Genomic DNA, 24,257 nt, shown 5'->3' with positions numbered 1-24,257 from the left:
AACTGGCATTACAATACTAAGCAAGTTTATGTGATCGGCTCAACCGATCATTTTATTTTCAGTTGAAGATATTCTTCTCAATATGGTTTAACACGATGTTTGTAAATATAATGACGAAACTGTTTGGTAGTCGAAATGATCGATTGCTTAAACAAATGCAGAAAGAAGTAAGTAAGATTAATGCCCTAGAACCGGTTTTTGAAGCACTCAGTGATGAAGAACTAAAAGCAAAAACACCTGAGTTTAAAGAACGTATTGCACAAGGCGAAGAGCTTGACGCTCTTCTTCCTGAAGCTTTTGCGGTAGTACGCGAAGCGAGTAAACGGGTATTTGGTATGCGTCATTTTGACGTGCAAATGATCGGTGGCATGGTGCTAAATTCTGGTAAAATAGCGGAAATGCGTACCGGTGAAGGTAAAACACTTACCGCCACCTTACCGTCTTATTTAAATGCACTAACCGGTAAAGGTGTGCATGTAATTACGGTCAATGACTATCTTGCTAAGCGAGATGGCGATTGGAATCGGGCATTATTTGAATTTTTAGGTATGACGGTTGGTTGTAATGTCGCGGGTATGGCACCAGAAGATAAGCAAGCCGCTTATAATTCGGATGTGACTTACGGTACTAACAACGAATTCGGCTTTGATTATCTGCGTGATAACATGGCCTTTTCACCAGAAGAGCGGGCACAAAAACCGTTAAATTTTGCGGTTATCGATGAAGTCGACTCGATATTAATTGATGAAGCACGTACACCGCTCATTATTTCTGGCCAAGCAGAAGATGGCTCAGCGCTTTATCGTAATATCAACCTCGTTGTACCCACACTAGTACAACAAGAAGAAGAAGATAAAGAAGGTGAAGAAAGCACCGGCGACTTCACTATCGATGAAAAAGCCAAGCAAATTTATTTAACCGAGCTTGGTCAAGTTCATATCGAAGAAATTATGCTCGAAAAAGGCTTGATGCAGCAAGGAGATTCACTTTTCTCAGCGGCAAATATCACCTTATTACACCATGTTATGGCCGCGTTACGTGCACATAAGCTCTTTCAAAGAGACGTAGATTACATCGTCAAAGACGGCGAAATTGTTATTGTTGACGAGCATACCGGACGTACAATGGAAGGTCGTCGTTGGTCAGAAGGTTTACATCAAGCCGTTGAAGCAAAAGAAGGTGTAGATATTCAAAATGAAAATCAAACACTGGCGTCAATTACCTTTCAAAACTTTTTCCGCATTTATAATAAACTGTCAGGAATGACAGGTACTGCCGACACTGAAGCGTTTGAGTTTAATCATATTTATGCTTTAGAAACCGTAGTTATCCCAACAAACCAGCCAATGGTACGTAAAGATTTACCTGATTTAATTTACTTAACAGGTGAAGAAAAGTTTGAAGCCATTTTAGAAGACATTAAAGATTGTGTTAAACGTGGCCAGCCAGTGTTGGTGGGTACCATCAGTATTGAGACCTCAGAATTTCTGTCGTCATTCTTAAAGAAAGAAAAAATTAAGCACAAAGTACTTAATGCTAAATTTCATCAACAAGAAGCTGAAATTGTTGCTGATGCCGGTAAAATTTCCGCAGTAACTATTGCCACTAACATGGCGGGTCGTGGTACCGATATAGTACTGGGTGGTAACTTGACCACTACGCTTGAAAAGTTAAATAATCCAAGTGAAGATAAAATTGCTGAAGTTAAAGCGGCTTGGCAAGTAGAGCATGATAAAGTATTAGCAGCCGGTGGTTTGCACATTGTTGCGACAGAACGTCATGAATCTCGTCGTATTGATAACCAATTGCGTGGTCGTTCGGGTCGCCAAGGTGATGCGGGTTCAACACGTTTTTACCTGTCAATGGAAGATAGTTTGATGCGAATTTTTGCTTCAGAGCGTATCGGCAACATGATGCGTAAACTTGGCATGGAGCACGGCGAAGCTATTGAACACCCTTGGGTAACTAAGAGCATTGAAAACGCGCAGCGTAAAGTAGAAGGTCGTAACTTTGACATTCGTAAACAATTACTTGAATTTGATGATGTTTCAAATGATCAACGTAAAGTTATTTACGAACAACGTAATGAATTAATGGATGAAGCCGATATTGCTGACGTGATTACCGCGATCCGCGCTGACGTAGTTAATGGCCTAATTGGACAACATATTCCGCCACAATCGTTAGAAGAAATGTGGGATATTACTGGCTTAGAAGAGCGCTTTAAAGGCGAACTTACGCTTGAACTACCGATTGCAAAATGGCTAGAAGAAGACAGTAATTTGCATGAAGATACTTTACGTGAAAAAATCTTAGATACAGTTGATGCAAGTTATGCAGCCAAAGAAGAAATGGTGGGTGCTGAGGTTTTACGTCAATTTGAAAAAGCTGTTATGTTACAAAGCTTAGACTCGCATTGGAAAGAGCACCTAGCGGCGATGGATCATTTACGTCAAGGTATTCATTTACGTGGTTACGCGCAAAAGAACCCGAAACAAGAGTTTAAACGTGAGTCGTTTGAACTGTTTGCTGAGTTGCTTGATAACTTAAAATACGACGTTATTGGTATCTTAAGCAAGGTGCAAATTAGGGCAGAATCTGATGTTGAAGCCGTTGAAGAGCAACATAGAAAAGCCGATGAATTGCCAAAAGAGTTTAAGCATGAATCAGCTTCAGCGCCAGAACAAGCAACCTTGCCACGTGTGGGTCGAAATGAACCTTGCCCATGTAACTCAGGTAAAAAATATAAGCAGTGCCACGGTAAATTAACCTAAGCACTCAACAAGTAAATTGTTGATAAATGCCAGTCACTTGACTGGCATTTTTATTTTCAGGATGAAGGGTATGTCAGGATCATATGGCCGTTTCTAGCCATTCATAGCTGCACGGCATAAGTGTATGCTTGCAGGTCAGGTGAAAGAGTGACAATGTGCAGACATCCTATTTTTTGAGGTATGGTTGTTTTGTGTTGGGCCGTTTCTTTGTAGGTCGGACTTCAGTCCGTCAACTATTAAGCTGGCGATCAAGATGATGTGCTTGCAAGTATCTGCAGCGGGTATAATCTTTTATACACGTTTGATTAATTAAATGAGCTAGTTTTTACTTCAGCCATTAAAAATGCGCAGATAATAAATTAACCTAGTATTAGATAAGTATTAGATAGTATTAGATAAGTATTAAGGATAAATAATGACAAAAATTGTGCATGTTGCGGTTGGAGTGATCAAGCAAGACCATAAGTTTTTTCTCACTAAACGATTAGCTGATAGTCATCAGGGTGGCAAGTGGGAATTTCCTGGTGGCAAAGTGGAAGAAAATGAAACTGTCCATCAAGCGCTTCACAGAGAACTAAAAGAAGAAGTCGCCATAGAAACCTTGACGTGTACACCATTAATGCAAATCAGCCATGATTACGGCGATAAAAAAGTGTTACTAGAGGTATTTGTTGTTGATAACTTTAACGGCCAAGCAAAAGCTTTAGAAGGGCAGCAATCAGGTTGGTTTAGCTTAGCAGAGTTCGCTACTTTACACTTTCCGGCGGCTAATCAAGCCATTATTGAAAAGCTGCTAAAAAATTATCAATAATATTTTATCGCTGATTCACTCTAACGGTAGTATTAACAGCGCTTATGTTAAATAGGCCATATTATACTAAGTTGATTAATGGCCTGTGCATTTTTAATGGATAAAATGAAAAACTACGGCGTTATAAAATTTATAAGGTGAATAACGCCATATTAAATATTATGCCTAGTATCTAGCCATTTTTTCACATGAAAAAGGTGATCACTTAATTAATCAAATAGCTATTACTCAGGTTCAACAAAGAATTTATTATGTTGTAAAAACTCCGCTTCTAAAGCATCGAGCATCTCTTCATTTAACTCAACAGCACCTTGCACGGGTTGGCTAATTTTATGATTCTCGTCAGCCCAATCACCAATATCAATTAACTGGCAACGTTTACAACAAAATGGACGGTATTGACTTTCTTCTTGCCAAATGACTTCTTTTTTACAAGTGGGACAAGCTACTTTTAGTGTCATAAGAATTACTATTAACTTAAAATTGTTATGCCATTATAAGAGAATTTTACTTAAGCGGCTAGGGGCAGCGATAAGCTTTCAGTTTGAAGCCGTCAGTTAGAAACTCCAACTGACAACTATGTCTACTGATAGCTGACAGCTTAAAACTATTAACTAATCACTATTAACTATGTTTATTTACACCGAGCCAACTGAAAGTGGGTTGTTTGCTTGGAGTATTTACGGCCGCTTTCATTGCAGGGCGTCATAAAGCGTATTGAGTAGCGAAAACGGTTACCACTAATGATGGGATAAAAAGGTAGATGCTCCGCAATCTTGATACGTAATAATATTAATCCTTCGCCATTGTCTTGGTAAAAGCCACTATCGGTTGTTACTTCCTTGAACTGCGTCCGTTGACGAACAAACTTTAGCACCAGTGATAAAGCGGCACTAATTTGCGCCAGTAGCGACAGCCAATGGCGGCATTGTGCTTCAACTTTAACGCTTGGTTGGCTTAACCAAAACTGTAATTGTGGTAAATCAAAGCGCGAACTGCCGCCCTGAATCGCGAAACGCTGCTTTAACGCCACCAAAAACTTATCATCTTTGAATTGCAGCCACTTAGGGTTAGGGCCTTTTAATTGGCTGGAGAGGGCAAGCGTTTTTTTTAGGTTATCTTCGAGGGCGGCGCTATTAATATCTGGAATTTTTGACCAAACCACTAAATTTTGTTCTATTTTTTCTAAGTCCTTAATCAAGTCACCACGTATATCATTACGATCAACGGTATCTAGAATGGCAAATAAAGCATTAAAAAACACGCTGTAACTAGTGGCCATGTTGTATTGTAAGCAATCTGAAGCCTGGAAAAATAATTGCTCAAGTTTTAAATAATTTCGAATACGCTCATTGAGCGGATGTTCATATAGTATAGCGGTCATTAATTAGAAACTTTTTTTTAAAATTAGCGAGTAATGTCTTTATAGTATGCATAGCTTGGTAAAATGGCGAATTATTTTATCAAAAATACTGGCCAAAGGCTTACTTATCAAGGCTAGGGTGGAAAGTGCTGGCAGATAATAACTGATACTTTTGATCTAAAATTATCACCTGTTGACGAATATCTTCTAGACTTTTATGCTGATTATTGATGATGTCATCAGCAAAGTTTAGGCGTTGTTCACTCGGCATTTGACTCGCTATAATACGCTTGATTTCTGCCGCTGAACTTGGATCACGTGCTAGGGTGCGTTTAACTTGGCTTGCTTCGTCAACATTAACCACCAAAACACGGTTGACCATTTTATGTAAATTATTTTCTAGCAGTAAGGGCGCCACTAGTAGGCAATAGCTGCTTTTGGCCTGCGCTATTTGCTTGACTATTTCTGCTCGAATTAACGGGTGTAATAAATTATTTAACCAAGCTTTATCTTGAGGCTGACTAAAAATTCGGCTGCGCAGTTTAGCTCTGTTAAGTTCACCATTATCATCAATATAGTCAGCGCCGAAATGCGCTTCAAGCGCTAATAGTGCTTTACTGCCAGGCTGTACAACAATACGTGCCGCGATATCTGCATCGATAATGTCGATGTTTAACTCGGCGAAAATATCACTGACGGTGGTTTTGCCACTGCCAATGCCACCGGTTAAGCCTACAATAAATTCAGACATAAATAATTCCTGTTTAAGCTTTAAGCTTTAAGCTTTAAGTTTGAAGCTGTCAGTTTGAAGCTATCAGCTATCAGTTCCACCTAACTTGCTAGAGGCGATTGTTTTTACTGAAAGCTTCTTTTACTGACAGCTGACAGCTTTTTCCTGTCTTTGAAAGCTTTTTAAGTCAATGTACTTAAATACCACGACCAAATGCCATTACCCCAGAGTAGTGTTATCCAACCTGCAACCGCTAAATAGGGGCCAAAGGGGATCACTTGCTCTCGCTGGTGATTCTTAAATATTATTAGGCTAATGCCAATAACAGCGCCAACGGCTGAGGCCATTAAAATCAGTAAGGGTATTAACTGCCAGCCTAACCAAGCGCCAAAAAGCGCCACCAGTTTAAAATCACCATGGCCCATACCTTCTTTGCCGGTAAGTAACTTAAATAACCAAAATACACTAAACAAGCTCAAGTAACCGGCCACCGCGCCAATAACCGCCTCGTTTAATGGCACAATACTGCCATTAATGTTAACCAATAACCCTAGCCATATTAATGGTAGCGTTATTTGATCAGGTAATAGCATGTGATCAAGATCAATTAAGGTTAAACAAATTAAGCCCCAAGTTAATACTAATAGCATGAGTGTGGTGAAGGTAACGCCATAATGGGCGGCAATAACCACACTTAAGAACGCAGTTGTTAATTCAACTAACGGATAACGCAGCGCTATTTTTTCCTGACATTGACTGCATTTACCGCGTAAACATAACCAACTTATGACAGGAATATTTTCGTAAAAACGAATTTTATGTTGGCAAGATGGGCAACTAGAGCTTGGCGTTGACAGGGTAATAATCGCTTCTACAGGCTTGACAGGTTTAGCGAGTTCATCAGCTAAAAACTCACGACATTCTCTTTTCCAACCTTGTTCTAGTATTTTAGGTAAGCGATAAATAACTACATTTAAAAAGCTCCCTATCAGTAATGAAAAAACGATGACAACACCATAGAAAAATGCGGGAGAGTTTGTCATTAGTGCAATAAATTCAGTCAAAAGAATAGGCCTCAAAATGTAGGTGATGTATGTTAATGGCTTTGATTAAATAATGCCAAGTAAACAAAAAAACGATGACAAGCATCGCTTTAATTTCATTGTGTTAAGTAAATGGCAATGTCTATGGCCAGTGCTTTTAGGTAACTTAAACCACCATACCAATTTGAAAAATAGGCAAATACATGGCAATAATTAAGCCCCCGATAACCACACCCAGCACCGCCATAATCATCGGCTCAAGCAATGTGGTTAAATTGTCCACCGCATTGTCAACTTCTTGCTCATAAACCGTAGCAACTTTCGCTAGCATATCGTCAACTGAGCCAGACTCCTCACCAATGGCGACCATTTGCACCACCATATCAGGAAAAATAGCACAATTGCGCATGGCTAAGTTCATTTGCATACCTGAAGTTACTTCAGCGCGAATCTCTAAAATAGCCTCACGAAATACCGCATTACCTGAGGCACCAGCAGCAGACTCTAACGCATCGGGTAAAGGTACACCAGCGGCAAAGGTGGTTGATAAAGTTCTGGCATAACGAGCAACAGCTGCTTTTTTTAGCACACTACCAATAACAGGAATTTTTAATATTTTTCTATCAACACTATCGCGAAAAGTCAGACTATTGGCATGAGCTTTTTTAAAGAAGAAACTGCCAATAAATAGCCCAGCAAGACCAAAATACCAATAGGCCTGCATAAATTCTGATATCGCAATAACCAGTAAAGTAAAACCGGGTAGCTCTGCACCAAAACTAGCAAAAATGTCTTGGAATACAGGCACCACAAAAATCAATAAAACAGAGGTAACAATAAAGGCGATAACTAAAACAGAAATAGGATAAGTCATGGCTTTTTTTATTTTTGCTTTTAGTGCTTCTGCTTTTTCTTTATAGGTAGCAATACGTTCATAGATAGTTTCAAGTGAACCCGATTGTTCGCCTGAGTTAACTAAATCACAATATAACTCATCAAAATATTTTGGGTGCTCACGCAAGCACTCAGACAGGGGGATACCCGATTGTAATTTTTGACCGATAGTGGCGAGTAATTTTTGCATATTGCCATTGTTGTTGCCAGAGCCGATCATTTCAATAGTTTGCACTAAGGGTACGCCAGCCGATAACATGGTGGCAATTTGGCGAGTAAGTACCGCAATATCAACCGGCATGATTTTTTTATCGCCGCCCAGCCCAAATAAAGGTTTAGCTTTTTTGCTGACTTTACCTGGGGTTATGCCTTGCTTACGCAGCTGGGCTTTAAGCTCTAATATGCTGGTGGCATTAAACTCACCATTGATTTTTTTACCTTTGCGGTTGAGCCCTTGCCATTTATAAACATCAAGCGCTTTAACCTTACTTTTTTTGTTTTTTACTTTTACTGTTGAAGAAACAGCCATGGGCTTAACCTAATTTTTTATTGTTTAGTTATTGTTATTGTTATTGTTACATTGAACTTATCGCTATTGGCTACACTACACTTGGCAATTTTTAGCCAAGGATCAGTAGTATAGCGAACAGCACTTATTGGCTAAAGGGTAATAAGCAACGCTGACCGTTTTCAATTAACCCGTGATATTATAATGCTAAGCGGTGCGGCAGTAAAATGCTTAGGCATTGGTTACTCGATTAACTTCTTCTAAACTGGTTACCCCTAAAGCGGCTTTTTCTAGCCCTGACTGGCGTAAATTATTGTAGCCTTCACGCTGGCATTGGGCGGCAATATCTAAGGAATTAGCGCCGTTCATAATTAAATTCGCGGTAATGTCACTAATTTTTATCACTTCATAGATACCCACTCGACCTTTATAACCGCCGGTGCAAAAATCACAACCCATGGGTTTAAATAATTTTATCTCGCTAACTTGCTCAGGTAAAAAACCTTGTGCGAGCAGTTCACTTTCAGGTATGTGTTCTTCTGCTTTGCATTGGGTACATAATCGTCGAGCCAATCGCTGAGCGATAATAATGGTGACTGAACTGGCCACGTTGTATGACGGCACACCCATATTTAATAAACGGGTTAAGGTTTCTGCGGCTGAGTTAGTATGTAATGTTGATAAGACTAAGTGGCCAGTTTGCGCGGCTTTAATGGCAATTTCTGCAGTTTCTAAGTCACGAATTTCACCCACCATGACAATGTCGGGATCTTGGCGTAAAAATGAGCGTAATGCGCTGGGAAAGGTTAAACCGGCGCGGGTATTAATTTGTACTTGGTTAACGCCTTCAAGGTTAATTTCAACCGGATCTTCGGCGGTAGAGATATTTCGCTCTTCGGTATTTAAAATATTTAAGCCGGTATAAAGTGAAACCGTTTTACCTGAGCCGGTTGGCCCAGTGACTAAAATCATACCTTGTGGTTGTGCTAAGGCGTCCATGTAAATTTGCTTTTGCTTGGGTGCATAGCCCAGCATGTCGATGCCTAACATGGCACTTGACGAGTCAAGAATACGCATAACCACTTTTTCGCCCCACATAGTGGGCAGGGTACTGACACGAAAATCAATCGACTTCTTTTTAGATAAGGCTAATTTAATACGGCCATCTTGTGGCACACGACGTTCAGCAATATCTAATTTTGACATCACCTTTAAACGTGCGGCCATGCGCGCGGCTAGTGATACTGGAGGCCTAGCCACCTCGTTTAAAATACCGTCAATACGAAAACGAATGCGGTAAGACTTTTCATAAGGTTCAAAATGTAAATCTGACGCGCCTTTGCGAATGGCGTCGAGCAGTATTTTATTGATATAGACCACAATGGGTGCATCTTCTTTATCGCCAAGACCAATGTTTTCTTCTTCTTTTCGATCTTCTTGAACATCCATGCCAGCTAATTCTTTCGCGTCGATATCAGAAATATCAAGCGCATCACTGTCGGCTTCTAATAGTTTTTCAATGCAATTGCTTAAAGCGGTTTCGTTGGCAATTACTAACTCGGTTGCATAGCCGGTATTAAACTGAATTTCTTCTAGGGCATCAAGGTTAGTGGGATCCGACATGGCAACAAATAACACTTTGCCACGTAAATATAACGGTAGGGCGTTGTGTTTACGGATCAGTTTTTCGTTACGTATACCCTCAGGAATTAGCGAGGTATCAAAATGATCTAAGTCGATTAATGGACAACCAAAACTACGCGACAAGGTGCTAGCAATATCTTTAGCATTAATCTCTTGATCTTCAACTAAATAGCGTAAAAAAGGCTTGTTCTGCCGAATAAAGTCAGCACTAATTGTTCCTGCTTTTTCAGTAGGAACAACGTTATGCTTAGATAGCGCAGATAGTAGGCTAGATTGTTGATGCAGACCTTTCATAAATCTCTAAAACTCAGTGAGTATGTGTAAAATAACAGTAAAATTATTTAATGTTAACAGTAACTTTTGGCAAAACAGGTTCCACCTTGTTCCCACTTGACAGGGCTTGTAATTCCGTTTGCCTTTAAAGTATAGGTAATACCCTGAAGAGAAGAACCATCGCTTTTCCAAGTAATTGTAATTATGGCGTTACTGACTGTTGAACCATGCTTATTTGCAGTAGCCATAACATCTACCGGTATACCAAAAGCTCCGCCCTTAAGTGCAGCTGTATTAATAGGTTTTTTTGTTTGAACCGCGACTTCAACAGCTGATTTAATTGAAGTTGTTGCTAATATAGCTTCTGAAAATTTTGAACGATCGAAATAAGTTTGATATGCGGGCAATGCTACTGCAGCCAGTATTCCAACAATAGCCACCACAATCATCAGCTCTATGAGCGTGAAGCCTGATGAATTACTAAATTTTTCATGTTTATTATTCATTAATTTGCACCAGCAGCGTAATTTTAACAAAATCTTAAAATAAAAAAGAGCTCTAATGAGCTCGTTTTTTAATATACTGAGCATTGTAGATTAAATACTTTCGCTATTAACAGTACCCACTAGTTAGGCACGTACCGCCTTGCGTCCAAACTACCGGTGCATCAACACCGTCTGGTGTTAATGTGTAAGTAACTCCAGCAAGATCAGTACTATCACTCCGCCACTCGATAGTAATTACACCATTGAGTACACTTGAACCATGAAGTGCTGCAGTTTTAGTTACAGCCGTTGGAATACCAAAAACTCCACTGTCTAAAGCTGCTAGATTTGTAGGGCTTTTAGTTTGTATTGCCACTTCAAGTGCTGATTTTAGTGGTGTTGCAGCCAGTACAGCTTCAGAAAATTTGGCTCTATCTGTATATGTTTGATAAGCCGGCAAAGCCACTGCGGCTAAAATACCGATGATCGCAACCACGATCATTAATTCAATTAGGGTAAAACCTTGTGCTTTTTTGATTGTATTTAGTTTTTTCATTATTATTAATTCCATAGATTATTATGTTAGCAAAATTTATATTGCGGTAAAAATGACTAAATGTAAAATATTTGTGAATTTTTTTTTGAAATATTTGCTCCTTAATGCTTTGTGGTTAATTTTTAGGCTATTTAATGACTTATAAATATATTTTTAAGCTATCAGCTTTCAGTTATTAGCGCTTAGCGGTATTTGCTAGCGATTAACTTGGCTTTAGTTTTAAACTGACCGCTTTGAACTGAAAGCTTGACTTGATTTTACTTTTTCGTTTTTAACAAAAGCGCATTGACAGATCAACCGCTTGTACGTGTTTGGTTAATGCCCCTACCGAGATAAAGTCGACACCTGTTTTTGCATAATCTGTTAGTGTTGCCAGTGTCATATTACCCGACACTTCTAACTTGGTTTTACCGGCCGATATGTCTGCGGTTAATTGCACGGCTTGTTCAATCATCTGCGGGCTAAAGTTGTCTAGCATAATGATATCGCTACCGGCATTTAATGCTTGCGTTAGCTCTTCAATGCTCTCAACTTCCACTTCTACTGTTTTATCACTATGGTTGATGCGGGCTGTTTTGATGGCTTTTTCAATACCGCCACAAGCGGCAATGTGATTTTCTTTAATTAAAAAGGCATCAAACAAGCCAACTCTATGATTGACCCCTCCACCGCAAGTTACGGCGTATTTTTGTGCACTACGCAAACCAGGTAAGGTTTTACGGGTATCAAGTAGCTTAGTGGTAGTGCCTGCTAAGTGTTTAACAAAGCTACTAGTAACGGTTGCGGTACCTGAAAGGCTTTGTAAAAAGTTTAAGGCGGTGCGCTCACCGGTTAATAAAATACGTGCGTTACCCGTTAATTCAAATAAGGTGGTATTGGCTTTTACGCTTTCGCCATCATTAACAAACCAAGTGATTTTGGTGGTGGTGTGGTAAATGTTATCAAGTTGTTTAAACACTTCATTTACCCAAGCAACGCCGCATATAACACAGGCATCGCGACTAATAATGTTAGCTACCGCTTGGTTTTCTAATGGAATAAGTTCGGCGGTTATATCACGGCTAGCGGCGAGTTCTTGGTAGGTATTAACGCCTAGGTCTTCACATAATGCCCAGGTAACGGTTTTGCTGATGTCGTGTAATAATGAGGCTGGTAACATTTAAAGCTGCTCTCGTAAAATTAGTTGTTTTCCGGTTTGACTAAATTCTACTCTTTTTAGCGCGCTCATGCCCAATAGAATTTCATCAGCCGCCATGCTGGGGTTAATATTTGCCGCTATATCATACAAATAAATATTACCTATGCGTAACTCGTTTATTTGCGTGGTAAAGACGGTAATAATGCCATTAGCGGTTTGCACACGTTGTTGTCCTTGCGCTTGCAGGGCTAGGTTTTCTGCAATATGGGCCGGAATTGACACTTGTGTTGCGCCAGTATCAAGTAAAAATGTAACCTCGCGGCCATTAATGGCACCGTTTGTTACATAATGCCCTTGGCGGTTTTGTTCTAAGGTAACGGCGGCTTTACCATTGGCTTGCATTGAAAGCTTAGGGTTTTGATTGGGATTATATTGTCCGTCTAACAAGTCTTGAAAAATAAAAACCAATAAGGCAATGCCAATAACCCAAGCTACCCAGACAAAACCTTTGCCAAAATTTGCTGTTGTGTCATTTTCATTCATTTATGTCCAACCTTGGGTTAATCTGTTTGGTATATCTTGTTCTGTTGTCCACTTTACTATGTAATAGTACTAGGATAAACAATCGGTGAATTATTGTATGTCATTTTTGCCAAATAACCGAAAAAAGAGCACTGAACTGATCATTAAAAAGGGTTGGCTTAGTGGCGTTGAAATTCAACCGTCGAGCCACTTTGAGCCTAGAGCCGAAAATGAAGCCGTAAGTTTATTGGTTGTGCACAATATTTCATTGCCACCGGGGCAATTTGGCGCTGACCACATCACTAATTTTTTTCTGGGTAATTTAGACCCAAGCATAGATCCTTACTTTGAAAGTATATACCGGCTACGTGTATCCGCGCATTGCCTTATTCAGCGTGACGGCAATATTGTGCAATATGTTTCGTTTAACGATAAAGCTTGGCACGCTGGCCTGTCGTGTTATCAAGGTCGAGAAAAGTGTAATGACTTTTCAATTGGTATTGAGCTAGAAGGGACTGACGATATTCCTTATACTGAAGTACAATATCAACAGCTTAGCCGCGTGAGTCAGAGCTTAATTGGCACCTATGCGGGCTTAGAAAATAACATTGTGGGTCATTGTGACATTGCACCTGGACGTAAAACAGACCCTGGACCTGCGTTTGATTGGCCAAGTTTTAGAGCATTATTGATAAGATAGCGGTCAGTTTTAAGCTATCAGCTGTCAGTAAAAACAAACACCAACTGTGAGTTGTGAGTACTGATAGCTAAAAAATAGCGGTCAGTTTGAAGCTGTCAGCTGTCAGTAAAAACAAACACCAACGGTGATTTGGGAGTACTGATAGCTCAAAAATAGTGGTCAGTTTGAAGCTGTCAGCTGTCAGTAAAAACAAACACCAACGGTGAGTTGGGAGTACTGATAGCTAAAAAATAGCGGTCATTTTGAAGCTGTCAGCTGTCAGTAAAAACAAACACCAACGGTGAGTTGGGAGTAACTGATAGCTGACAGCTTAAGACTTACAGCTAAAAAGGTAGCTTAGACTTACAGCTAATAAAACGTAGCTGAAGAGCTGAAATTTTTTTAAAAACATAGGATAATTAAACATGAGCTTGATTAGTTTGTTAATTGCATTAGTTGCTGAGCGTTACTTGTCGTCAAGTGCTTGGCAATTTAATACCTTGTACCAACGATATATGGCGGTAATTAAGCAGACTAAGTTGCTGGCTAATTATCGAAGTTCTGCACTGTTAAGCTATGTAGTGATTTTTATTCCTGTACTAGGTTGTCATTTTTTATTGGCACAAGTGGATAACGCTTTACTGTATTTAATTGCCTCAACCTTAATATTGATTGTTTGCTTTGGTTGCATGAAAACGCGCGAGGTCTATAAAAGCTATTTACAATCAGCTTTTAAGGGGGAATTAACCAGTTGTGAGTTACATCATCTGCAACTACAACAAGATAAAAACATTGCTAACATGGGCTTTGGTCAAACAATGGTTTGGTTAAATTATCGCTACTTTATCGCGGTTATGCTGTTTTTCGTTTTATTCGGTGCCGCAGGTGCATTGTTTTATCGCTTATTAACTACGGTAAATGAAAGTGTTAACGCAGAAAGCTCTGCTGTGGATGTTGAGGATGAAAATAGCGAAGAGCTGGCTAATGGCGATGACGGTGATAAAGCAACGCAACAATTATTATTTTGGGTTGATTGGCTACCGGTTAGGCTTGTTGCTTTTGGTTATATGTTTGTTGGCCATTTCTCAAAAGCCATGCCGGCTTGGATAGATAACTTATTTGAGTTTGAAAAAACGCCAAGCCAAGTCTTAATCAGTGTTGCTCAAATGTCGGAAGACTTTATGGTTGACGCTGATGACTATACTGCAGAGCCTTGTTTATTAGTGAAATTAGCCAAACGTACCTTGTTACTGTTTCTAGCGGTAATAGCGGTATTAACCTTAACGGGTATTATTTCCTAGTTTTAACTTAGACTAAATTAAAGAAAAGAGAAAAAAGAGAAGTTTTAAGCTGTCAGTGCTCAGCTGTCAGCTTAAAACCAAAGCCAAGTTTAATCGTCTACCCACACAGCTAAACTTTTGTTACTGATAGCTGACAGCTCAAAACTTACCGCTTAGAACATAAAACTACCTATTATAATTTTCATCTCCACGAAATGAAATCGAAAGCGTTTATTCACGCCTCTACACTGATATCACAAAAATCCTTAAGTAAGTAATTGATTATAAATCACCCACAGTGTTTACAACGCTATAAGCATTTGTTACATTATATTCGAAATTATTAAATTGGTAAGACCAATTGACCAAGGTATTTGAAAATAAAGCCAGAGGATTTAGATACCTAATAGCGCAATAATAAAGGATTTTATATGTCGATTCCGAGTATTAAAAAGCCGGTGAAGCAAGCTAAGTTGTCAGATATTATTTTAGCTCAGCTTGAGACTATGATCCTAGAAGGTAGTGTGAAGCCGGGCGAAAAATTACCGGCAGAGCGAGAACTGGCTAAACAGTTTGATGTTTCGCGTCCTTCGTTACGTGAAGCTATGCAAAAGTTAGAAGCAAAAAATTTAGTCACCCGTCGTCAAGGTGGCGGCACTTATGTTAGTGACAAAATTTTGAGTGGACTGTCAGACCCACTATTTGCCCTAATGGCGAACAATAAAGAATCGCAATTTGATTTATTAGAGTTTCGCCATGGTATTGAGGGTATGTCAGCCTATTATGCCGCAATGCGTGGTACGCAAGCTGATTTTGAAGAAATTCAACGTAAACATGACAGTATTGGCACTGCACAATTAGATGACAATTACCGGCTTGAAGCTGAAGCGGTTTTTGGTTTTTACATCGCTATATGCGCCGCGAGCCACAATGCGGTTATTCTGCATTTAGCCCAGAGTATGGCGCCATTGTTGATTGACAACATTGAGAAGAATTTAACTATACTGGCTAAGCGACCTGACGTGTTTAGCCAAATATCTGATTATCGCACACGTTTAATGAGTGCGATTGTCAGTGGCAAGCCCCAAGTTGCTTGGGGAGCTAGCCATCGCCATTTAGCCTTCATTGAAGAAGTGCTATTAAAAATGTCGCAGGAAAATAGTCGTATGGAACGCTCAATACGCAGAATTAAACGACCGAAAACTGTCAGCAATTAAAAGTGAATGCTTGCCAAGTGCATGATGCATTAATTGAACGGTATAGGTGTGATAAAAAATTACTACGCATTAACGTTATCTGTTTAATAACAGCTATCTTTAAACAATTAAATCTACTTAACAAACAACAACTGGAGACTAAGTAATTATGTCTGAGCTCCCAAATCTAGATATTGATTCAATGGAAACCCAAGAATGGTTAGAATCAATGGAGTCTGTGTTAGAAAACGAAGGGCCGGAACGCGCTCATTTTCTACTTGAAAAGTTAATCGATAGAGCCCGTCGTAGCGGTACACATTTACCCTTTGACGCCAAAACAGCTTATGTAAACACCATTCCTCCAGGTTTAGAGCCGCATATGCCGGCTGATCAAACCATAGAGTCACGTATTCGTTCTGCTATTCGTTGGAATGCGTTAGTCTTGGTATTGCGCGCCTCTAAAAAAGATTTAGACTTGGGTGGTCATATTGGCAGCTTTGCGTCTTCTGCTATGTTATACGATGTTGGCTTTAACCATTTCTTTAGAGCCGCTTCTGAAAAAGATGGTGGCGACTTTATTTTTGCCCAAGGTCATATCTCTCCAGGTATTTATGCTCGTGCTTTTATGGAAGGACGATTAACCGAAGAGCAAATGAATAATTTCCGCCAAGAGTGTGACGGCAAAGGCTTATCGTCATATCCTCATCCGCATTTAATGCCAGACTTTTGGCAGTTTCCTACGGTTTCAATGGGCTTAGGTCCACTACAAGCTATTTATACCGCACGTTTTCTTAAATATTTAACTGACCGTGGTATTAAAGACTGTTCAGAGCAACGGGTTTATTGTTTCTTAGGTGACGGTGAAACAGATGAGCCTGAATCATTAGGTGCTATCGGTTTAGCGACACGTGAAGGTTTAGATAACTTAACCTTTATTATCAACTGTAACTTACAGCGCTTAGATGGCCCTGTTCGTGGCAACGGTAAAATTATTCAAGAGCTTGAAGGCACATTTCGCGGCGCAGGCTGGGAAGTGGTAAAAGTTATTTGGGGTTCTTACTGGGATGCGTTAATTGCCCGTGACACTTCAGGTAAATTATTACAGTTAATGAGTGAAACCGTTGACGGTGAATACCAAAACTGTAAAGCCAAAGGCGGTAAATACACCCGCGAAAACTTCTTCAATAAATATCCTGAAACTGCTGCACTAGTGGCAAATATGTCAGATGAAGATATTTACCGTTTAAACCGCGGTGGTCATGATCCAGTGAAAGTTTATGCGGCTTATAAAAAAGCCCAAAACACTAAGGGTCGCCCAACCGTTATCTTAGCTAAAACGGTTAAAGGTTTTGGTTTAGGTGCTTCAGGTGAAGCCTTAAATATTGCCCATAACGTGAAGAAAATGGATCTTGATTCGCTTAAACATTACCGTAATCGTTTCAATATTCCAGTCAGTGATGAAAATATTGCTGACTTACCTTTCTTCAAGTTCCCAGAAGAAAGTGAAGAATTTCAGTACATGAAAGCACGCCGTGAAGCCTTAGGGGGTTCATTACCTGCACGTCGTCAGCAAGCCGAAGAGTCACTTGATATTCCAGCATTAAAAATATTTGAGCCGATTTTAAAAGGCTCAGGTGAACGTGAAGTATCTTCAACCATGACTTTTGTTCGGGTACTTAACAGCTTATTAAAAGACAAGAAAATCGGTAAGCGTATTGTGCCTATTATTCCTGACGAAGCGCGTACTTTTGGTATGGAAGGTTTATTCCGCCAAGTAGGTATTTATGCTAGCGAAGGTCAAAAATATGTGCCACAAGATGCTGATCAAGTCGCTTATTACCGTGAAGACAAGAAAGGCCAAGTGTTACAAGAAGGGATTAACGAGCTAGGTGCTATGGCGTCTTGGGTTGCTTCAGGTACTTCTTATTCAACGTGTAACGCGACCACTATTCCATTCTACATTTACTACTCAATGTTTGGTTTCCAACGTGTGGGTGATTTAGCATGGGCCGCGGCTGATAGCCAAACGCGCGGTTTCTTATTAGGTGCTACTGCCGGTAGAACCACGCTTAATGGTGAAGGTTTACAACATCAAGATGGTCATTCACACGTGCAAGCGGGCTTAATTCCTAACTGTGTGACTTACGACCCAACTTACGGTTATGAAATTGCCGTTATTGTGCGTGAAGGTTTACGTCGTATGTATGAAGAAAATGAAAATATTTTCTTCTACTTAACGCTAATGAATGAAAATTATCAACATCCGGCCATGCCAGAAAACAAAACGGTTGAAGATGAAATCATTAAAGGTATTTACCAACTTGAACGCGTTGAAGCTAAAAAAGCTAAAGCGAATGTGCAATTAATGGGCTCAGGTACTATTTTACAAAAAGTGCGTCAAGCGGCACAAATTTTGTCAGCAGACTATGGTGTTTCAAGTGATGTTTATTCAGTAACTTCGTTTAACGAATTAGCCCGTGAAGGCCAAGCCGTAGCGCGCTGGAATATGTTACACCCAGAAAGTAAGCAACAAACAGCCTATATTTCTCAGGTAATTACTAGCGATAAAGGCCCAGCGATTGCCGCAACTGATTATGTTAAAAACTACTCTGATCAAGTACGTGCTTATATCAATACTGAGTATCGTGTTTTAGGTACTGACGGTTTTGGTCGTAGTGACAGCCGTGATAACTTGCGTCAACACTTTGAAGTGGATCAAAACTACATTGTTGTTGCTGCACTTTATGAATTGGCTAACCGTGGTGATATTAAACACGCTGTGGTAAGTGAAGCGATTAAACGCTTTAATATTAACGCTGACAAACTTAACCCGCTTTACGCGTAATTAAGACTAGATAAGGAATTAACAAATGTCTGATATTGAAAAAATTCTAGTCCCAGATGTCGGTGGCGATGAAGTAGAAGTTATCGAAATATGCTTTGCAGTCGGCGATAGTTTAGAGGCTGACGAAGGTATTATTACGGTTGAAACAGATAAAGCCTCAATGGATATTCCAGCTCCGTTTGCTGGTGAACTTGTTGCCCTGTCAGTTAAAGTGGGCGATAAGATCAAAGAAGGTGATGTTATTGCTGAGATGAAAGGTACGGCAACAGCATCGACTGAAGCACCAGCAGAAGTTGCAGCTGAGCCAGAAGCTGAAGCAGCAAAAGCAGCAGCACCTGCAGCCGAGCCAACGCCAGAAAAAGCGCCTGTTGCGGCTGCCAGTAGTGAAGTTATCGACATCCTAGTACCTGATATTGGTGAAGATGGTGAAGTTGACGTTATTGAAGTTTTGGTGGCTGTTGGTGATGTTATTGAAGCTGAAGATGGCTTGATCACCCTAGAAACTGATAAAGCGACTATGGATGTACCGTCACCACATGCCGGAACGGTAAAAGAAGTTTTCATTAATACCGGTGATAAAGTTAAGCAAGGCTCTATTGTTATTAAACTTGAAACTTCATCGGGTGCATCGGGTGCACCTGTTGACGTTGATGAGCCTGTAGCAGAACCAGTAGCGGCTCCAGTGGCCGCTCCTGTAGCACCAGCACCGGCGGCTAAAAAGCCAGCGCCAGTGCCACATCATCCACAAGTGGGGCTAACCAATGCGGGTGCTATTTATACTTCACCTTCAATTCGTCGTTTAGCACGTGAATTTGGTGTTGATTTATCATTAGTTAAAGGTACTGGCCGTAAAAACCGTATTTTAAAAGAAGATGTGCAGTCATATGTTAAATATGAATTGTCTCGTCCAAAAGCAAATGCGGGTAGTTCAGTAGCGGCTGGAGAAGGTGGTTTACAAGTTGTTAGCGCGAAACAAATTGATTTTTCTAAGTTTGGTGAAATTGAAACGAAAGCACTAACACGTATTCAGAAAATCTCTGGACCATTTTTGCATCGTAACTGGGTCACTATTCCACATGTAACCCAATTTGATGAAGCTGATATCACGAATGTTGAAGCCTTCCGCAAAGAGCAAAACGTTATTTGTGAAAAGCAAAAGCTGGGTTTTAAAATTACGCCACTGGTGTTTATTTTAAAAGCAGCGGCAGATGCACTGCGTACTTTCCCGGTATTTAACTCTAGTTTGAGTACAGATGGTGAAAGCTTGATACTTAAAAAGTATATTCACATTGGTGTTGCAGTTGATACACCTAATGGCTTGGTTGTGCCCGTTGTACGTGATGTTGATCAAAAAGGTATTCACCAGTTATCACGTGAATTACTTGAAATCAGTATGAAAGCACGAGACGGCAAGCTAAAAGCAAATGATATGCAAGGCGGCTGTTTTACTATTTCAAGCCTTGGCGGTATTGGTGGTACAGCATTTACGCCAATTGTTAACGCGCCAGAAGTAGCGATTTTAGGTGTTTCTAAATCAGAAATGAAACCTAAGTGGAATGGTAAAGACTTTGAGCCTAAGTTAATGTTGCCATTGTCTATGTCCTACGACCATCGTGTAATTGACGGCGCGTTAGCGGCGCGGTTTACTGTGCACCTAGCGGGCGTAATGAGTGATATCAGAAAACTCATTTTATAAGTTACCTGAATAAGTCAGTGAGATAAGATAAAGTGGGTAAAGTAATTAATTTTCACTTTACCCACTTTTTGCTATTATTTACTGATTTAAAGATGGCGATCTATGTGCGCTTTAAGTAAGATCGTAAATAAGTATAATAGAGTAATATGCTGAAAATATTAACGGTTAACGCTGTTAATAAAAGCTCGGCAAATATAGGCTGGCAACGCCAGCAATAAACACATCAATTTTTGAGGTTAGCATGAGTAACGATATTAAAACTCAAGTAGTAGTTTTAGGTGCAGGTCCTGGCGGCTATTCAGCAGCATTTCGCGCAGCAGATTTAGGTTTAGATGTAGTGATAGTTGAAAACCGTGAAACGCTTGGTGGCGTGTGTTTGAATGTGGGTTGTATCCCATCAAAAGCACTTTTACACGTAGCTAAAGTTATTGACGATGCAGCAGCAATGGCATCTCATGGCGTTACTTTTGGTGCACCTAAAATTGATTTAGACAAAATTCGTGGCTGGAAAGAAAGTGTTGTTGGTCAATTAACCGGTGGTTTAGGCGGTATGGCTAAAGCACGTAAAGTTAAAACGGTATTTGGTTACGGTAAATTTACTTCAGATAAAACCGTTGAAGTAGAAGGCGCTGATGGCAAAACGACGATCACTTTTGATAATGCGATTATTGCTGCAGGTTCATCAGTGATTAATTTACCTTTCGTCCCTACTGAAGACCCACGGGTTATCGACTCAACCGGTGCTTTAGAGCTGAAAGAGATACCAGGTGAAATGTTAGTACTTGGTGGCGGTATTATTGGCCTAGAAATGGGTACAGTTTATAGAGCCTTAGGCTCAAATGTTTCAGTGGTAGAGTTTGCTGACCAGTTAGTTCCAGCGGCCGATAAAGATATTGTTCAAGCTTACACTAAGTTTAACAGTAAAAAATTCAACATCATGTTGTCAACTAAAGTGGTTGCTGTTGAGGCGAAAGATGATGGTTTATATGTTACTTTTGAAGGTAAAAAAGCTCCAAAAGAACCAGTACGTTACGACAAAATTTTAATGGCTGTTGGCCGTAAGCCAAACGGTCACTTAGTTGCTGCAGATAAAGCGGGTGTTAATGTTGATGAACGTGGCTTTATCAACGTAACTAATGAGTTACGTACTAACGTTGCTCATATCTTCGCTATTGGTGATGTTATTGGCCAACCTATGCTTGCGCATAAAGCGGTACATGAAGGACATTGCGCTGCTGAAGTTATCTCTGGTAAGAAACATACCTTTGAACCGCGTTGTATTCCTTCAGTGGCTTATACCGACCCAGAAATGGCTTGGGCTGGCGTAACAGAACGTGAAGCAAAAGAGCAAGGTTTAAATGTTGAAGTGTCTAACTTCCCTTGGGCTGCTTCTGGTCGTGCTATTGCTTCTGCGCGTACTGAAGGTAAAACTAAGATGATTTTCGACAAAGAAACTGGCCGTGTTTTAGGTGGTGCTATTGTCGGTATCAACGCCGGTGAAATGTTAGGCGAAATTTGTTTAGCGATTGAAATGGGCGCAGATGCTGAAGATGTTGGTTTAACTATTCATGCTCACCCAACCTTAAATGAATCAATCGGCCTAGCGGCAGAAATTTTTGAAGGTTCAATCACTGATTTACCGAATGCGAAAGCATTGAAAAAGAAAAAATAAGTTTTTTTAACTTATTGATTAACTTATTGATTAACTTATCGTTTAAGTTAATCAAGTGAAAAGCCAGCAACTCTGCTGGCTTTTTTGTGTCCAAATGATGTATAAATGTATTGTTAAATTAACAAATAAATAACAATAGCTTGGATGCAAAGAATGAAAAAAATAATACTAACACTTTTCTTAAGTCTCGTAGCGTATCTCGGGTACGCAAAAACACCAGCATTAAATTATGAGCAATTTGGTAGCTTGCCTATGATTCAGTACCCGAGTGTGTCACCTAATGGCGACTATATCGCGGCAATTTATAATGCTAAAGATGGTCCTAGCATCGTCATTAGTGCGTTTGGTTCGGCAGAAGTGACGACCATTGTGCAACTTAAAAAGAGCCAAGATCGCATTGAGCTTATCTCATGGGTTAATTCTACTCGCTTGCTGATTACTGCGAGTTATTCAGAAAGTATCGGTAACAAAAGGTTTAGACGTGACCGTATTTTTTCAGTTAATTCTGATGGTACCGACCTTGTTGAGCTTAAGACTAAAATGCCAGAAAGCGCGGCATCTTGGGAAAGAATAAATGCCGCTAGCGTGAGAGTAGTGTCATTATTAAAAGATGACAAAAGACATGTGCTATTACAGACATATGATTACAGAGATGAAGGGCAAGCCGTATATAAAGTTAACGTTTATGAAAATGATTTTGATAAGCTATTTGTTAATAAATATAATGTGCATGCTTGGATAACTAATGACAAGGGCCAAGTTCTATTTGGCTACGGCACAGAGAAAAGTAAGAAAGTCACTGATGTAAATACCATTTGGCATAGAAAAGACGAACAATCTGAATGGCAGCTTCTTCATAAACAAAAAGCCTACAGTGGCGAAACTTTTACACCTATTATGGTTGAGAATGATAAATTACTAGTTATAAGTGATTACCAAACTCGCCGACAAGCATTGTGGTCTTACGATATTAAAGCCGGTAAATTTATCAATAAATTGTACGGACATGATAAATATGACATAGCTGGCGTAATATATAACCCTGATAGAAGCCGTGTTATTGGTGTGCGCTATTTTGATGATTATTTACGTGAGCATTACTTTCAGGATGAAGATAATAAAATAGCCTTATTAGTAAAAAATAGCTTTAAAGGCTACCAAGCAACTATATATAGTCGAAGTGAAGATAAAACCAAAATGCTGGTATATGCGACTAAAGATAATAGTCCACAAAAGTTTTTTTGGTTAGACATCAAGAACAACAAAGGTGGCTTGTGGTTTAGTACTTATCCATTTTTAGAAGCCCAAGCAATGCCCAATGTATTACCAATAAGCTTTAAAGCAGATGATGGTGTTGAGCTTACCGGTTATTTGACCTTGCCCGTTACCGGTGACAGTAATAAAAAACCACCACTTGTAGTATGGCCGCATGGCGGGCCTATTGGAATAAGAGACTACCAAACTTTTGATCCATACGTACAATTCTTTGCAAGCCAAGGCTATGCCGTATTGCAAGTAAATTACAGAGGCTCTGGAGGCTTTGGTTCAAACTTTGAGGCAGCAGGTCATCGTGAATGGGGAAAACGTATGCAACAAGATGTTTATAATGGTTTTGATTGGTTGAAATCAAAAAACCTTGTTGACACTAATAAGACTTGTTTTGCCGGTTATAGTTATGGCGGGTATGCGGCTCTTACAGCAGCATTTCAAAAGCCCGAGCAATTTCGATGTGTTGTCAGTATTGCCGGTATTAGTGATTTATATACCTTGGCAGAAAAAGACTATAGATGGCAAGGAAATATTCGAGCACATATTGTTAATGAAGTTGGTGATCCAACGGATGATCGAATCGCTGGAGAGTTACAAAGTTTGTCAGCGAGTAACAATATTGAAAAAATTAAGGCACCAATTTTGTTAATGCATGGTCGTTTCGATACACAGGTTCGTGTCGAACAGTCTGCCGACTTTTATGATAAGGCTAAAGATGCTGGTTTAGATATTGGTTATGTAGAGTTTAAATATGGCACTCACTATTTGGATGAAGCTGATAATCGACTTGAGGCATTCAAACAGCTTAGTGACTTCCTTGAAAAGCATTTAAAGTAATAACAACAAAAGTTTGATGAAAAAGCCAGCAACTCTGCTGGT

General features: G+C 39.8%; 19 protein-coding genes. 9 read left to right on the top strand and 10 right to left on the bottom strand.

The window, feature by feature from the left end; all coding sequences use genetic code 11:
* Positions 1-95: 95 nt before the first annotated feature.
* Entirely contained in the window at positions 96-2,774 is a 2,679-nt protein-coding gene (secA, locus tag H4J59_RS15250; protein ID WP_182240787.1) for a preprotein translocase subunit SecA, read from the top strand.
* 415 nt (positions 2,775-3,189) lie between these two features.
* On the top strand, positions 3,190-3,585 hold the full coding sequence (gene mutT / locus H4J59_RS15245; protein ID WP_182240785.1) for an 8-oxo-dGTP diphosphatase MutT: 396 nt from the start codon (positions 3,190-3,192) through the stop codon (positions 3,583-3,585).
* Positions 3,586-3,809: 224 nt separating this feature from the next.
* On the opposite strand, the gene yacG is transcribed toward mutT, so the two are convergent.
* The 10 genes from yacG to H4J59_RS15195 all read right to left on the bottom strand — a co-directional run bounded on the left by yacG (position 3,810) and on the right by H4J59_RS15195 (position 12,762).
* Positions 3,810-4,046 (bottom strand): DNA gyrase inhibitor YacG, encoded by a 237-nt coding sequence (gene yacG / locus H4J59_RS15240; protein ID WP_182136586.1) that lies wholly within the window; start codon positions 4,044-4,046, stop codon positions 3,810-3,812.
* Positions 4,047-4,219: 173 nt separating this feature from the next.
* Positions 4,220-4,969 (bottom strand): cell division protein ZapD, encoded by a 750-nt coding sequence (gene zapD, locus H4J59_RS15235; protein ID WP_182240783.1) that lies wholly within the window; start codon positions 4,967-4,969, stop codon positions 4,220-4,222.
* A gap of 100 nt (positions 4,970-5,069) precedes the next feature.
* A complete protein-coding gene (gene coaE / locus H4J59_RS15230) occupies positions 5,070-5,699 on the bottom strand; it encodes a dephospho-CoA kinase (RefSeq protein WP_182240781.1) in 630 nt (209 codons plus the stop codon).
* A gap of 161 nt (positions 5,700-5,860) precedes the next feature.
* Entirely contained in the window at positions 5,861-6,742 is an 882-nt protein-coding gene (locus H4J59_RS15225; RefSeq protein WP_310733204.1) for an A24 family peptidase, read from the bottom strand.
* A 145-nt stretch (positions 6,743-6,887) separates the two neighbouring features.
* Positions 6,888-8,144: a type II secretion system F family protein gene (locus H4J59_RS15220; RefSeq protein WP_182240779.1), complete on the bottom strand. Its 1,257-nt coding sequence runs from the start codon at positions 8,142-8,144 to the stop codon at positions 6,888-6,890.
* Between the two features lie 210 nt (positions 8,145-8,354).
* Positions 8,355-10,061 (bottom strand): type IV-A pilus assembly ATPase PilB, encoded by a 1,707-nt coding sequence (pilB, locus tag H4J59_RS15215; RefSeq protein ID WP_182240777.1) that lies wholly within the window; start codon positions 10,059-10,061, stop codon positions 8,355-8,357.
* 53 nt (positions 10,062-10,114) lie between these two features.
* Positions 10,115-10,546, bottom strand: a complete 432-nt coding sequence (locus H4J59_RS15210) for a prepilin-type N-terminal cleavage/methylation domain-containing protein (protein WP_182240775.1) — start codon at positions 10,544-10,546, stop codon at positions 10,115-10,117.
* 106 nt (positions 10,547-10,652) lie between these two features.
* Positions 10,653-11,081 carry a prepilin-type N-terminal cleavage/methylation domain-containing protein gene (locus H4J59_RS15205; protein ID WP_220469849.1) on the bottom strand — a complete coding sequence of 143 codons (429 nt, stop codon included), beginning with the start codon at positions 11,079-11,081 and terminating at the stop codon, positions 10,653-10,655.
* A 271-nt stretch (positions 11,082-11,352) separates the two neighbouring features.
* Positions 11,353-12,240 carry a carboxylating nicotinate-nucleotide diphosphorylase gene (gene nadC / locus H4J59_RS15200; protein WP_182240773.1) on the bottom strand — a complete coding sequence of 296 codons (888 nt, stop codon included), beginning with the start codon at positions 12,238-12,240 and terminating at the stop codon, positions 11,353-11,355.
* Positions 12,241-12,762, bottom strand: coding sequence for a TIGR02281 family clan AA aspartic protease (locus tag H4J59_RS15195; RefSeq protein WP_182240771.1), 522 nt, complete (start codon positions 12,760-12,762; stop codon positions 12,241-12,243).
* A gap of 97 nt (positions 12,763-12,859) precedes the next feature.
* Between H4J59_RS15195 and ampD the strand changes: the two genes are divergently transcribed.
* The 7 genes from ampD to H4J59_RS15160 all read left to right on the top strand — a co-directional run bounded on the left by ampD (position 12,860) and on the right by H4J59_RS15160 (position 24,215).
* A complete protein-coding gene (gene ampD, locus H4J59_RS15190; RefSeq protein WP_220469848.1) occupies positions 12,860-13,441 on the top strand; it encodes a 1,6-anhydro-N-acetylmuramyl-L-alanine amidase AmpD in 582 nt (193 codons plus the stop codon).
* A 404-nt stretch (positions 13,442-13,845) separates the two neighbouring features.
* Entirely contained in the window at positions 13,846-14,721 is an 876-nt protein-coding gene (gene ampE / locus H4J59_RS15185) for a beta-lactamase regulator AmpE (protein ID WP_182240769.1), read from the top strand.
* 425 nt (positions 14,722-15,146) lie between these two features.
* Positions 15,147-15,917, top strand: a complete 771-nt coding sequence (gene pdhR, locus H4J59_RS15180; protein WP_182240890.1) for a pyruvate dehydrogenase complex transcriptional repressor PdhR — start codon at positions 15,147-15,149, stop codon at positions 15,915-15,917.
* A gap of 148 nt (positions 15,918-16,065) precedes the next feature.
* Positions 16,066-18,741: a pyruvate dehydrogenase (acetyl-transferring), homodimeric type gene (aceE, locus tag H4J59_RS15175; protein WP_182240767.1), complete on the top strand. Its 2,676-nt coding sequence runs from the start codon at positions 16,066-16,068 to the stop codon at positions 18,739-18,741.
* A gap of 25 nt (positions 18,742-18,766) precedes the next feature.
* On the top strand, positions 18,767-20,437 hold the full coding sequence (gene aceF, locus H4J59_RS15170; RefSeq protein ID WP_182240765.1) for a dihydrolipoyllysine-residue acetyltransferase: 1,671 nt from the start codon (positions 18,767-18,769) through the stop codon (positions 20,435-20,437).
* A 241-nt stretch (positions 20,438-20,678) separates the two neighbouring features.
* The gene (gene lpdA, locus H4J59_RS15165) at positions 20,679-22,109 is read left to right on the top strand and encodes a dihydrolipoyl dehydrogenase (RefSeq protein ID WP_182240763.1); all 1,431 of its coding nucleotides are present in this window, start codon (positions 20,679-20,681) and stop codon (positions 22,107-22,109) included.
* Between the two features lie 153 nt (positions 22,110-22,262).
* The gene (locus tag H4J59_RS15160) at positions 22,263-24,215 is read left to right on the top strand and encodes a S9 family peptidase (RefSeq protein WP_182240761.1); all 1,953 of its coding nucleotides are present in this window, start codon (positions 22,263-22,265) and stop codon (positions 24,213-24,215) included.
* Positions 24,216-24,257 lie beyond the last annotated feature (42 nt).

Source organism: Colwellia sp. MB02u-10 (assembly GCF_014077185.1).
Taxonomy (GTDB): Bacteria; Pseudomonadota; Gammaproteobacteria; order Enterobacterales; family Alteromonadaceae; genus Cognaticolwellia.
Note: the sequence above shows the minus strand (reverse complement) of the source record. Positions and strands in the feature narration are given on the sequence as shown.